General features: G+C 56.0%; 11 protein-coding genes and 1 tRNA gene. 7 read left to right on the top strand and 5 right to left on the bottom strand.

Annotated features, from left to right (window positions below; all coding sequences use genetic code 11):
* Positions 1-285 precede the first annotated feature (285 nt).
* A complete protein-coding gene (gene gltB / locus SYC_RS03370) occupies positions 286-4,896 on the top strand; it encodes a glutamate synthase large subunit (RefSeq protein ID WP_011242962.1) in 4,611 nt (1,536 codons plus the stop codon).
* A gap of 377 nt (positions 4,897-5,273) precedes the next feature.
* Positions 5,274-5,573 (top strand): DUF1830 domain-containing protein, encoded by a 300-nt coding sequence (locus tag SYC_RS03365; RefSeq protein ID WP_011242961.1) that lies wholly within the window; start codon positions 5,274-5,276, stop codon positions 5,571-5,573.
* Positions 5,574-5,646: 73 nt separating this feature from the next.
* Here SYC_RS03365 and cofG read toward each other — a convergent pair whose 3' ends face one another.
* Positions 5,647-6,657, bottom strand: a complete 1,011-nt coding sequence (gene cofG, locus SYC_RS03360; RefSeq protein WP_011242960.1) for a 7,8-didemethyl-8-hydroxy-5-deazariboflavin synthase subunit CofG — start codon at positions 6,655-6,657, stop codon at positions 5,647-5,649.
* Between the two features lie 81 nt (positions 6,658-6,738).
* Between cofG and psbA the strand changes: the two genes are divergently transcribed.
* A complete protein-coding gene (gene psbA, locus SYC_RS03355; protein ID WP_011242959.1) occupies positions 6,739-7,821 on the top strand; it encodes a photosystem II q(b) protein in 1,083 nt (360 codons plus the stop codon).
* 561 nt (positions 7,822-8,382) lie between these two features.
* Here the strand turns inward: psbA and SYC_RS03350 are convergent.
* Together SYC_RS03350 and SYC_RS03345 are read right to left on the bottom strand one after the other, a co-directional pair.
* Positions 8,383-8,955, bottom strand: coding sequence for a shikimate kinase (locus tag SYC_RS03350; protein WP_011242958.1), 573 nt, complete (start codon positions 8,953-8,955; stop codon positions 8,383-8,385).
* 67 nt (positions 8,956-9,022) lie between these two features.
* Positions 9,023-10,195 (bottom strand): hypothetical protein, encoded by a 1,173-nt coding sequence (locus SYC_RS03345; RefSeq protein ID WP_011242957.1) that lies wholly within the window; start codon positions 10,193-10,195, stop codon positions 9,023-9,025.
* Between the two features lie 174 nt (positions 10,196-10,369).
* Between SYC_RS03345 and minD the strand changes: the two genes are divergently transcribed.
* From minD to SYC_RS03325, 4 genes are all read left to right on the top strand, one after another.
* Complete coding sequence (gene minD, locus SYC_RS03340; protein WP_011242956.1) at positions 10,370-11,176, top strand: septum site-determining protein MinD; 807 nt, start codon at positions 10,370-10,372, stop codon at positions 11,174-11,176.
* Positions 11,177-11,190: 14 nt separating this feature from the next.
* Positions 11,191-11,466 carry a cell division topological specificity factor MinE gene (gene minE, locus SYC_RS03335; protein WP_011242955.1) on the top strand — a complete coding sequence of 92 codons (276 nt, stop codon included), beginning with the start codon at positions 11,191-11,193 and terminating at the stop codon, positions 11,464-11,466.
* Positions 11,463-11,855 carry a (2Fe-2S) ferredoxin domain-containing protein gene (locus SYC_RS03330; RefSeq protein ID WP_011242954.1) on the top strand — a complete coding sequence of 131 codons (393 nt, stop codon included), beginning with the start codon at positions 11,463-11,465 and terminating at the stop codon, positions 11,853-11,855. The genes minE and SYC_RS03330 overlap by 4 nt, the downstream gene beginning before the upstream one ends.
* A 13-nt stretch (positions 11,856-11,868) precedes the next feature.
* Positions 11,869-11,940, top strand: a tRNA-Thr gene (locus SYC_RS03325).
* 95 nt (positions 11,941-12,035) lie between these two features.
* On the opposite strand, the gene SYC_RS03320 is transcribed toward SYC_RS03325, so the two are convergent.
* Both SYC_RS03320 and SYC_RS03315 read right to left on the bottom strand, forming a co-directional pair.
* Positions 12,036-12,833 carry a DUF6816 family protein gene (locus SYC_RS03320; protein ID WP_011242953.1) on the bottom strand — a complete coding sequence of 266 codons (798 nt, stop codon included), beginning with the start codon at positions 12,831-12,833 and terminating at the stop codon, positions 12,036-12,038.
* A gap of 144 nt (positions 12,834-12,977) precedes the next feature.
* Entirely contained in the window at positions 12,978-13,181 is a 204-nt protein-coding gene (locus tag SYC_RS03315; protein ID WP_011242952.1) for a hypothetical protein, read from the bottom strand.
* Between the last annotated feature and the right edge of the window lie 32 nt (positions 13,182-13,213).

Here is a 13,213-nt window from a genome sequence, read left to right as displayed (position 1 = left end):
CCTACGGGGCCTTGCAACACAGTGCCGCTGTGTTTAGCGACCCTACCGCAACCTCAGGAGTTCCAGAGAAATCGTGAGAGGGCCCTAAACGATTCCTTATAATGTGCAGTACATTCCCAGCAATTCCAGATCTGTTCGAAACGATTGCGCTCACACTGACCTCATCTTTGTTCCAACCAAGTAATTGGGCAGAACTATGGGGTCAGTTTGTCGCCTCGATTCCGGCGATCGCTGCTCAGGGTCCATGCCTTTCCCCTGCTTTCTCCATTGGCCGGTTATCGCAGCATGAATCAGCATTCTGTTCATTCGTCTTCTCACCCTACCTACCAAGGCCCACGCTGGCTTGTCGAAGAGCGTGATGCCTGCGGTGTCGGTTTTGTGGCCGATCAACAAGGTCGTGCCAGCCACGACTTGGTTGAGAAGTCCTTGCGAGCCTTGGGCTGTATGGAGCACCGTGGCGGCTGTAGTGCTGACTCTGATTCCGGCGATGGCGCTGGCTTGATGACAGCGATCCCGACTGATCTGCTGAAAACTTGGCTTGGTGCTGCGGCTCCGGCTGACCTGTCGAGCGTTGGCTTGGGGATGGTTTTTCTGCCCCAACATGGCGCTGAAGCCACGATCGCCCGGCAGCTGATTGAGCAAATTGTTGCTGAGGAAAACCTGCAGTTCTTGGGCTGGCGCTTGGTCCCCACCCGCCCCGAGGTTTTGGGCCAACAGGCACGGGCAAACCTGCCCCGAATTGAGCAGTGCTTTATTGCCAGCGAACAGCTACGGGACGATGAGTTCGAGCGGCAGCTCTACCTCGTACGCAAACGGGTAGAAACTGCAGTCAAAAAGGCCCTTGGCACTGCTAGCGAAGATTTTTACATTTGCTCGCTTTCCAGCCGCACTGTTGTCTACAAAGGCATGGTGCGATCGGAAGTGCTCGGTCAGCTCTACACCGACCTGACTAATCCGGCATACACCAGCAACTTTGGTGTTTACCACCGCCGCTTCAGTACTAACACCATGCCCAAGTGGCCCTTGGCGCAGCCGATGCGCTTCCTGGGACACAACGGTGAAATCAATACGCTGCTGGGCAACATCAACTGGATGATGGCGCGGCAAGCCGATCTCCAACACCCTGCCTGGGGCGATCGCATTGGCGATCTGCTGCCAGTGGTTGACCTCAACCGGAGTGACTCCGCCAACCTCGACAACGCCCTAGAGCTGTTGGTCAACTCGGGCCGGACCCCACAGGAAGCGCTGATGGTGATGGTGCCAGAAGCCTACCAGAATCAGCCAGCCTTGGCCGATCATCCGGAAATCGTCGACTTCTACGAGTTCTATAGCGGTTTGCAAGAGCCCTGGGATGGTCCGGCGTTGTTGGTGTTCAGCGATGGCAAAAAGGTTGGAGCTTGCCTCGATCGCAATGGTCTCCGTCCCGCCCGCTACAGCATCACCGCTGATGGTTACATTGTCTTCGCCTCAGAAGCCGGTGTTGTTGACCTACCCGTTGAAACGATCATCGAAAAAGGCCGTCTTGGTCCGGGCCAGATGATTGAAGTCGATCTCGAAACCAAAGAGGTCATCAAAAACTGGGACATCAAGAAGCGGATTGCTAGCCAACAGCCCTACGGTCAATGGCTGCAAGAGCGGCAGGTTTTGGAGAACAAAGACTTCGGGAACGAGCAGCAACTCGGCGACTTTGATCTGCTCCGCCTCCAGACCGGCTTTGGCTACACCGCTGAAGACGTGGACATGGTGATTGAGGCCATGGCCAGCGACGGCAAAGAGCCGACCTTTTGCATGGGTGATGACATTCCCCTGGCTGTCCTGTCCAGCAAAGCGCGTCTGCTCTACGACTACTTCAAGCAGCGCTTCGCCCAGGTCACCAACCCCGCGATCGACCCACTACGGGAAAGTTTGGTCATGTCCCTGAGCATGACCCTCGGGGCCCGCGACAACCTGCTGCAGGTCGGGCCTGAGTCGGCACGGCTGCTGAAGCTAGACTCGCCAGTCTTGAATGAAGCGGAGCTAGAGCAAGTCAAGCAGTCAACCCTCAAGGCGGCTGAACTCTCGACTCTCTACGCGATCGAGCAAGGCCCGGATGGTCTGCAAGCGGCGATCGCAGCCCTTTGTCAGCAGGCTGAGCAAGCCGTCCAGGCTGGTCATCAGATTCTGATCCTCAGCGATCGCACAGGGGCGGGCCTCGCGCCGCAGATCAGCTATATTCCGCCGCTGCTGGCCGTGGGGGCTGTCCACCATCATCTGATTCGCCAAGGGCTGCGCATGAAAGCCTCCTTGGTGGTCGATACCGCCCAATGTTGGAGCACGCACCACTTCGCTTGCCTGATTGGCTATGGCGCCAGTGCCGTCTGTCCATGGCTGGCTTTGGAAACTGTGCGCCACTGGTGGCATGCGCCTAAGACTCAAAGCTTGATGGAGCGCGGCAAGATTGCTCAAGTCAGCTTGGCAGGGGCTCAGCAAAACTTCCGTAAGGCTGTCGAAGCAGGGCTGCTGAAAATCCTGTCCAAGATGGGGATTTCGCTGCTACCCAGCTATCACGGTGCGCAGATCTTTGAAGCAATTGGTCTGAGCATGGAAGTAGTCGACCTCGCGTTCCGCGGCACGACTTCGCGGTTGGGTGGTCTGACCTTGGCTGACATCGCCCACGAGGTGATGAGCTTCCATACCCGTGCCTTCCCCGAGTTGAACCAGAAGAAACTCGAGAACTTTGGCTTCGTGCAGTACCGCCCCGGTGGTGAGTACCACATGAACAGCCCCGAGATGTCGAAAGCCCTGCACAAGGCCGTGGTAGCAGGCAAAAACTACGACCACTTTGAGGTCTATCGCAAGTACCTGGAAGAGCGGCCGGTCACAGCGTTGCGGGACTTGCTGCAATTCGTCAGCGATCGCCCGGCCATCTCACTGGATGAGGTGGAATCGGTAGAAGCGATCGTGCAGCGTTTCTGCACTGGTGGGATGTCGCTGGGGGCACTATCGCGGGAAGCCCACGAAACCCTCGCGATCGCCATGAACCGGCTGGGCGGTAAGTCCAACTCCGGTGAAGGTGGCGAAGACCCCGTTCGCTACAAAGTTCTGGGCGATGTTGACGCAGAAGGGAACTCCCCAACCCTGCCGCACCTGCATGGTCTGCGCAATGGCGACACTGCTAGCTCGGCCATCAAGCAAATTGCTTCGGGTCGCTTTGGCGTCACGCCCGAGTACTTGATGAGTGCTGATCAGCTCGAGATCAAGGTCTCGCAGGGGGCGAAGCCGGGTGAAGGGGGACAACTTCCGGGCAAGAAAGTCAGCCCCTACATTGCTTTCCTGCGCAACTCGAAGGCGGGTGTCTTGCTAATTTCACCACCGCCTCACCACGACATTTACTCGATCGAAGATTTGGCTCAGCTGATCTTTGACCTGCATCAGATCAATCCCAAGGCACAAGTCTCGGTCAAGCTGGTGGCGGAAATCGGGATCGGAACCGTGGCCGCTGGGGTAGCTAAAGCGAATGCTGACATCATCCAAGTTTCGGGCCATGACGGCGGTACCGGTGCCTCACCGCTGAGCTCGATCAAGCATGCTGGCGGGCCTTGGGAGCTGGGCCTGACCGAAGTGCATCGCGTCCTGATGGAAAATCAGCTGCGGCAGCGGGTGTTGCTGCGGGTCGATGGCGGCCTCAAGACTGGTTGGGACGTCGTCATGGCGGCGCTGATGGGTGCAGAAGAGTTTGGTTTTGGCTCGATCGCAATGATTGCGGAAGGCTGCATCATGGCACGGGTCTGCCACACCAATAACTGCCCTGTCGGTGTCGCAACGCAGCAAGAGCAACTGCGCAAGCGCTTCACTGGCATTCCAGAGCATGTCGTCAACTTCTTCATCCTGATTGCCGAAGAAGTGCGCAGCATCTTGGCGAAGTTGGGCTATCGCAGCCTGACGGAACTCACTGGTCGCACCGATCTACTAGCGCCACGTCCTGATCTGAAGCTGACCAAGACGGCGGCTCTGAATCTCGACTGCCTGATCAAGCTGCCCGATACGCGCTCCGATCGCAGCTGGCTGGTTCATGACGAAGTTCATGACAATGGCCCAGTGCTGGACGACCAGTTGCTTGCCAACCCAGCCCTCACCGCCGCGATCGCCAATCAAGATTCTGTTGCGATCGAGCAAGCGATCGTCAACACGGATCGTTCTGTTGGGGCTCGTCTCGCGGGTGCGATCGCGCAGCGCTACGGCAACTACGGCTTTGAAGGACAGATCAGCCTGAACTTCAACGGCAGTGCTGGCCAGAGCTTTGGCGCTTTCAATATCAGCGGCGTAAGCCTCAACCTCGTGGGCGAAGCCAATGACTACGTCGGCAAAGGCATGAACGGTGGTGAAATCATCGTTCGACCAGAAGCAGGCGTCCGCTTTGATCCCTCCCAGAGCAGTATTGTCGGCAACACCTGTCTCTATGGCGCAACGGGCGGTAGTCTGTTTGCCAATGGTCGGGCTGGTGAGCGATTCGGGGTTCGTAACTCCAAGGCGCAAGCGGTTGTAGAAGGTACCGGCGATCACTGTTGCGAATACATGACGGGCGGTACGATTGTGGTCCTAGGCCCCTGCGGGCGTAACGTGGGTGCTGGTATGACCGGTGGTCTGGCCTACTTCCTCGATGAAGATGGGCAGTTCCCCGCTAAGGTCAATCCTGAGATCGTCAAGCTGCAACGTGTCTCAACTTCTGCTGGTGAGCAGCAACTTAAACAGCTGATCACGGCCCACGCCGAGAAGACAGGTAGCCCGAAGGCCTGCCATATCCTGGAGCAGTGGGAGCAGTACTTGCCTCAGTTCTGGCAAGTGGTGCCGCCTTCGGAAGCAGACACGCCGGAGGTCAACCCTGAAGTGGCTGATAAACAACTAACTGCTGTCTAGTACTTTGCGCTGTTAGCTCATCCATGGCCTGCGATCGCGGGCCTTTTTTCTGTCTGGATGTTGTCCGCAGTCAACCGTTGGGGAGTCTGAAACTGGGTAAAGGCTGCTGTCCCTGGAAGATGAGTTTCTGATTGCTATCGCTGCAGCAATCGCAGTAAGGAGGACGCCAGTGAGTTGCGGTGACAAAGCTCCCTGCGCTTTTCCAATCCTCAAGTGCCCGTTGCATTAGGAATCCTGGGATCGATCCCGCGATCGCAATCGAGATTTTGAAGAGATTGTTAAGGGCCTTAGGTTTCGTAACTGGATACACAGCTTGCCCCTAGAGCGGGTGTTAGCGTGATCCCAAAATTACGGTTCAACTCCTCCGAGCTCTTGCTATGTCTCAAATCCTAGATTCGATCACGGTCAATAGCGACAATGTTGTTCTGTGCTGCTACGTCAATGCCACCAGCAAAATTCAGGTTGCTCGGATTACGAATATTACGGGTTGGTATTTTGAGCGCGTCGTTTTTCCAGGACAACGACTGATTTTTGAGTCCTACCAAGAAGCCATGCTCGAAATTCACTCGGGTATGATGGCGAGTGCCATTTTGGCTGATCGCATTGCCTGCGCTGATCTCATTGTTGGCAAGGAACTGAATGAGCCCGAGGTGATGAATTCTAGGGGGGCTGCTTAATCTGTATGCTCAACCTCTCAAATACAGAGCCTCGGCACCAGTGGTCGAGGCTTTTTGTTGCGATCGTAGGTAGCTAGCTTGACCTGGACTGCGAGTTGAACCGATTCAGCCACGCCGCCACATGGGTCTGCAGTCGCTGTGGTAAGCGATCAACTAGGTGAGGATAGACCGGCAAACGCGGTTGGAGTTGCCACCCTTGCTGCGCTAGTGCTTCTCGAAGCTCATCCAAATCATGATGCTGGTAATCAGGATTCACTTCGTCGTAGGGCACAATCCCACCTAAATCACGGGCACCCGCTCCCAAACAGTCCGCTAGTTGCTGCGGCTGGGTCAAAAGATTCGGTGGCACTTGAATCGCAATCGATGTGGGTAGAACTTGCCGAGCGATCGCCACGCAATCAATCAGCTCATCCGGGGCTAGCGGAGGGTGTTGAATCGCTTGCTGACGGCCCGGACTATGCGGCTGCAAGATCACCTCCTGGATATGTCCCCAGCGATCGTGACAAGCCGCGATCGCTTCAAGTGTCTCAAGGCGATCGCGGCTTGTTTCACCGATCCCCAACAGCAGTCCGGTGGTGAAGGGAATACCTAGCTCTCCGGCCTGTTCAAGCTGTTGCAGCCGTAGCTGTGGATCTTTACTGGGTGCCGCGCGATGCACCGTGCGCTGAAGCTGCGGTGTCAGTTGCTCTAGCATCAAGCCCAAGGACACATTGACATTTTGTAAGGCGATCATCTCTGCTCGGTTCAGGGGACCAGCATTGGTGTGGGGCAAAAATCCCATGTCTAGAGCCAACTCCGCCAGCTCAATTAGCCGCTGTCGCCAAGCAGCCCGCCGCGGGCTCTGAGGATGGACTTCACCACTCAGGATCAAAACTTCACAAACTCCGCGATCGCGCACTGTCAGCAGTCGCTGCTGAGCAGTCGATAGGCTCAACCATTCGTCCATTCCGGGATCGCGCCGGAAGTTGCAGTAGGTGCAGCGATTGAAGCACTCGTAGGTGGGAACGAGGGTATAGGCCGGACTGTAGGTGATCACAGCTGATTGTTGGGGCGATCGCCAAGTTTGATCTGAGAAGTGCTTCACAATTCGCAAAGTTTTGTTATTATTAGCTCATAAGGCATTACGCCTTAGACATACATAAAAATTCACTGGACTCAAAACATCATGACGACTGCATTGCAGCGGCGCGAGAGCGCCAGCCTGTGGCAGCAGTTCTGCGAGTGGGTAACCAGCACCGACAACCGCCTCTATGTGGGTTGGTTCGGCGTGTTGATGATCCTCACCCTGCTGACCGCCACCATCTGCTTCATCGTTGCGTTCATCGCAGCGCCTCCCGTCGACATCGACGGCATCCGCGAGCCCGTTGCTGGCTCCTTGATGTATGGCAACAACATCATCTCTGGTGCTGTTGTTCCTTCCAGCAACGCCATTGGTTTGCACTTCTACCCGATTTGGGAAGCCGCTAGCCTCGACGAGTGGCTGTACAACGGTGGTCCCTACCAATTGGTAGTGTTCCACTTCCTGATCGGCGTTTTCTGCTACATGGGCCGTGAGTGGGAACTGTCGTACCGCCTCGGTATGCGCCCCTGGATCTGTGTTGCATACAGCGCACCGGTTGCAGCAGCGACTGCAGTGTTCCTGATCTACCCGATCGGCCAAGGTTCGTTCTCGGACGGCATGCCCTTGGGTATCAGCGGCACCTTCAACTTCATGTTCGTGTTCCAAGCAGAGCACAACATTTTGATGCACCCCTTCCACATGCTGGGTGTGGCTGGTGTGTTCGGTGGTTCGCTGTTCTCGGCAATGCACGGTTCGTTGGTGACCAGCTCGCTGGTGCGTGAGACGACCGAGACCGAGAGCCAAAACTACGGCTACAAATTTGGTCAAGAGGAAGAGACCTACAACATCGTGGCAGCCCACGGTTACTTTGGTCGCTTGATCTTCCAATACGCATCGTTCAATAACAGCCGTTCGCTGCACTTCTTCCTGGCTGCATGGCCGGTCGTGGGCATCTGGTTCACGTCCTTGGGCATCAGCACCATGGCGTTCAACCTGAATGGTTTCAACTTCAACCAGTCGGTTTTGGATAGCCAAGGCCGTGTGATCAACACCTGGGCAGATGTGTTGAACCGTGCCAACTTGGGCATGGAAGTGATGCACGAGCGTAATGCTCACAACTTCCCGCTCGACTTGGCAGCAGGCGAAGCGACCCCGGTTGCTCTGACTGCACCTGCAATCAACGGCTAATTGCCGGCTGATGCGGAACAGCTAGAAATTGAGTAGGTGAAAGGGTCTGGGAGTAATCTCAGACCCTTTCCCTTTCAAGAAGTCCCACCGCACTGGGGCTCAAATCGTTGCTGCCATACGAGGCTACTGTACGAACACTGGTCATGAATCCATAGCTAGTAACAGGTCGCATAAGACTTTCCCACAACGCCCAAAAGTCCTATTGTTTCTCCTCTCCCACAATTAGCGAGAGGTTAGGGATGAGAGTGTTCTTTTGGATCCTGTGCCTTTCCTAATCCGTTTGCTATGTGCAATATGAGTCGCTTGCGGTGTATTGGGCGATCGCCGCTAGCACATGACAACCATTGAGTTGAAACCGCAAGATGGGAAACGATGGGCTTAAGATCCTGTCTTGGAGGCTGGCCATCTTCACTGGCTGTCCTAGCTAGATTAGAGGTTGCTAAAGGTCTGCAGGTTATGGGGGGTGATGCACATCCTTCGAAGACAAGGGTTGCCATTATCTGCGGACAAACTGGCCTCATCCTGCTCCAGGCAAGAACCTCGAATTTCTCATCGGATTGCTTAAGTCTCTATCTCTGCAGGAGAGCTATCAGCAGAGTTTTTAAGAACACTCGGAATAACTTCTAAAATTCGCTGCATAGTTACTTCAGGATCTTCCGAAGCCTCGATCGCAATACGGAGATCGGCTTGGGCATAGCGATCGCGGCGCTGCTCCCACAAAGCTTGTAGCGTGGTAGCCGGAGCCTCAGTTTGTAGAAGCGGTCGATTCTGATCACCTTCTAGACGGCGTAGCAATTCGGGGATGGGTACATCTAGCCAAATCACCAAGCCCTGTTGCAAATAGCTCCAGTTCTCAGGCCGAATCACAATGCCGCCACCCGTTGCCACTACTAGGCGGCGATAGCTCGCAACTTCTTCTAAGACCTGCGTTTCGATTTGCCGGAAGCCAGCTTCGCCATCGCTGGCAAAAATCTCTGGAATCGATCGCCCAGTGACGTTCTCAATCAAACTGTCGGTGTCGACGTAGGTGTAGCCCAAGGACTCCGCCAGCAGCTTCCCGATCGTAGTTTTCCCTGATCCCATCAAGCCGACCAAGAACAGATCTAAGCCGTTCAGAGCTGTCACCAATGACACGCGATCGCTTCTCCAATTCCTTGGACACCATACCGCTCGGCTGGGGTCTCCTCCAAGCTGCGCCCGTTTAGAAAGTCGATCGCCAGAAGAGTTGCCACTCACTCAGCAACCGTCGTCGCCAACTCCGCTGATTGCGCTGGACTTCCCAGTCTGCCAGCAATTGCTCTAGCGCCTGCCCAAGACTCGATTCAGGCCATAGGCCCAAGAGTGAAGGCAGCGATCGCCGCGTTTGAATCGCCAGACTCAGAGGTGCCACCAGATCCCCCGCATTGTCTGCTACCCAACTCGCCCCAAGCAGGCGACCGTTATTCAACACACAAAGCTGCAGAAAACCAGCCGTTTGATCGCGAATCAAGGCTTCAGGATGCTGCTGCCAGCTTGCGGTAACTAGTTCAACGCGATCGCCGTAGCGACGGCGGGCTTGGGCTTCTGTCAGTCCTACCTGAGCTGCCGCCGGATCCATCTCTAAAACTTGCTGCGGGGCTAGAGCTGATTGCTGACGCGGCCAACCGAACAGACCGTGTTGCGCGATCGCACGGACTTCTGCCGGACTGAGATTGGCTGCGATCGCCCGACTCCCCGGCAGCAGCGGCAGCGGATCAGGTTGGAAATAATTGAGACTCAGCTCGCAGGAATCCGTCTGACGAGTTGACTGCTCCAGCAGATGGATGCCCTCAGCCTGACATTGAGCTTGCAGCCGTTGAACAATCGTAGGCTCCCAACTCGACCAGATTGCAGGCGTTGCCAAGCCGACATCCCAACCATGACGGGTCAGGGCTTGGGCAACTCCAATCGCGATTGTGCGATCGCCAGTAACCGTCACAGATTGCGGTTGTGGATCGGCGGTCAGTAAGTCCCAGAGCGGCGTTGCTTCTGCCCCTGTCGGTTGAGCCTGCCAGATCTGCCGCGCCTCCAGTCGGCGATCGCTACAGTCCACCACCCGACGCGATCGTGTCGCTTTCCAGTGACTGGCAACAATATCAATTCCCTGTTGCTGCAGAGCGATCGGGCCTTGCAGTAGCTCAAGGCGTTCGTAGAGAGCCTGCCCTGAGGCCAGTGCTTCTGGGACAGAAGTGGACTTCAACAAGCAACGCATCAACAGGCGATCGCGATCGATCGCGCCCCAACTCTCTGGCAGATAGATCAAGGCCACACGAGCCTGCCAGCGCCGTGCCTGTTGTGCCAGCGCGATCGCTGCCGGTGTCGCCCCCAGAATCAGTAAGTTATAGTCCGCTGTCATTCAAGTTGGGAGTGAAAGCCCCGCTGCATTGTCTTTCCATCGTCAGGCAGAACAGCCCTGTCATGAAGGGTGAATATAGAAAGCCTTTGGCAGTCTAGGGGGATTTGACGACACGGTTTAAGATGAGTCAGCGATTGCCGGCTGAGCGATCGCCGCTCCTGCTCTTCGGACCCTATGAGTCGCGTTATTGTTGTCACCTCCGGTAAGGGAGGCGTGGGCAAAACCACCTCCAGCGCCAACTTGGGTATGGCCTTAGCCCAGCTGGGTAAACGCCTCGTGCTCATCGATGCGGACTTTGGCTTGCGCAATCTCGACCTGCTGCTGGGGCTGGAGAATCGGATTGTCTACACCGCTCAGGATGTTTTAGCGGGCAATTGCCGCCTCGAGCAAGCATTGGTCAAAGACAAGCGCCAACCGAATCTCTGCCTGCTGCCTGCGGCCAACAACCGCATGAAGGAGTCGGTGACCCCCCAGCAGATGGAGCAGTTGGTGACGCTGCTCGATGGTCAGTTCGACGTGATCTTGATCGACTCACCCGCTGGAATTGAAGCCGGATTCCAGAATGCGATCGCGGCCGCCCGCGAAGCCGTAATTGTTACGACGCCGGAGATTGCGGCTGTCCGAGACGCCGATCGCGTTATTGGATTGCTAGAAGCCCATGGCATCACAGAGATTCGGCTGATTTTGAACCGGCTGCGGCCAGCGATGGTCAAGGCCAACGACATGATGAGTGTCGAAGATGTGCAGGAAATCCTCGCGATCCCTCTTGTCGGCATCATTCCCGATGACGAGCAGGTGATTATTTCCACCAACCGTGGCGAGCCGTTGGTCCTAGCCGAGGCACCTTCCTTGGCGGCCAAGGCATTCATCAATGTGGCGCGGCGCCTGAGTGGTGAAAGCATCGACTTCCTCAATCTTGAGGAACCCCAGAGCGGTGTGCTCAGTAAGATTCGCCGCATCCTCAATAAAAAAATTCTCTAGGGGTCTTTGCAGCAATGCTGGCTGACTTATTCGAGCGCTTGTTCCCCCGGCAACAGGCCAGTCGAGACACCGTGAAGCAGCGCCTTAAGCTTGTGCTGGCTCACGATCGTGCTGACCTCAGCCCTGAGCTGTTGCAAAAGATGCGCCAAGAGATTTTAGAAGTGGTCTCTCGCTACGTTGAGCTGGACTCTGAGGGAATGGAACTCTCGCTAGAAAATGACCAGCGAGTCACAGCACTTGTCGCCAATTTACCGATTCGTCGTGTCAAACCCGCAACTGCTGAAGGATGACCCTCGCTGAAACCCTGTCGGTGCGGGTGCGGAGTCTCGGCCTCGATCAGATCGATCGCCACTTATTTCTCTGCGCCGACCAAACTAAACCGCTTCGTTGCGATCGCGATCGCAGTCTCGAAAGCTGGGAGTATCTGAAGCGCCGGCTGCGGGAGTTGGATCTCGATCGCCCCGACACTGGCAAGCCTCTGGTGTTTCGAACTAAGGCCAACTGTCTGCGCGTCTGTCAAGAAGGGCCGATTCTCTTGGTCTATCCCGAGGGCATTTGGTACGGTCGCGTCACCCCCGAAGCGATTGAGCGGATTTTGCAGGAACATTTGCTAGGTGGTCAACCCGTGCAAGAGTTGATTTTGCATCAACATGCGTTGCCAGCAGTCGATCCGCTATAGTAATTACTGCCTTGCCGGTGTAGCTCAGGGGTAGAGCAGCTGTTTTGTAAACAGCCGGTCGCAGGTTCGAATCCGGTCACCGGCTCTGAGCTCAAACCCAGTCTTCTTGTTGGAGGCTGGGTTTTTGTTTGTCGTAGCTGACTAGACGTTCCCTGCCGTAACCACGGATTGCTGACTGAATCAAGCCGCTTCAGAGATGTCATCCGTGCGAGTCAGTGTCAGGGCGTAACGGTAGAGCGCGATCGGACGATCGCCAACTTGAAAGTAGCTGGGGTCCTGCGGCGTCAGATAGATGGCGGTAATTTGATCCGCCGTAATCAAATTGGGCGATCGCAGCTGGTAGCGAGCTGTGGTTTCTACGCTGTTGAACTGAGGGCGACCCTGACCCCGAAAAATCTGGCGGCTCAGTTCGCTAGCAATGAAAACGAAGTCGGTGGGCTGTTCCCAGGCTCGGCCTGTCATCCGCATTAGCAGACTATCGCCATTCACCAACTGGACGAGTTGTTGATTGGGATCAGGAGCTTTGACGGTGGCAACAGCCTCCCCAAGATAGGCGCGGGCGATCGCAAGGCCATTAAAAGCGCGATCGGCGACGACGGGGGCTGCTTGAGGCCGTAAATCTGGTAGCGGTTTTGCAGCGGCAGCGTAGGTCGGGGTGCCAAAGCGCACAGGAAACTCCGGCGGTTGATCCAGCCAGCGGCGATTGCTGTCAAAGCCTGGTGTGATGATTTCCGGCGCGAGGGGTGCTTGTAAATCCAGCAAGGTGCTGGTGACTTGCCACGTTCCTGCCATCCAATCGGGGTAGGGCAGATCCGGTGCATTGGTTTTTAGGGATGGTGAGCTTGACCAAGCCGGATACGACGCAGCGCGATCGCTCAAGGTTGCCGCCTGTGCTGGTGTGATCACAGTCAGCCAACAGCCGAGGGCAATCGCTCCGATTAACAGCGATCGCAGTAACCCAACAGGAACAACACGCACGACAAATCAGCCAGAGATCCGCCTTTATCTTCCGCGATCGCTCGATTGAGGTGACAGACAAAAAAATCGCCCTGGAATTCCAGAGCGATATTCGTCGAGACAATAGAGGACTAGGAGGACGAGACTCAAGATGCAGCAGTGGACTTAGCTCAGCGCAGCACCACTGCGATCGTAAGCAGCTCGGAAATCTGAATGCACCTTGCCTTGAATGGTGCCGTTGTAGTGCCGCATTTGGCTCAGCGGCATGCCGATGTCGACATTGGCACGCCCCAGCATTGATTGCTGGCGGTTTTTGATTGCCTGCTGATGGCGCATCACCAGTTCACGCGATTGGGTGGTGGTGTTCATGGTCAATCCCTCCAGCAAGCAAAACTAGGCTT

This window comes from Synechococcus elongatus PCC 6301 (assembly GCF_000010065.1).
GTDB lineage: Bacteria > Cyanobacteriota > Cyanobacteriia > Synechococcales > Synechococcaceae > Synechococcus > Synechococcus elongatus.
This window is presented reverse-complemented; position numbering and strand designations above follow the sequence as displayed.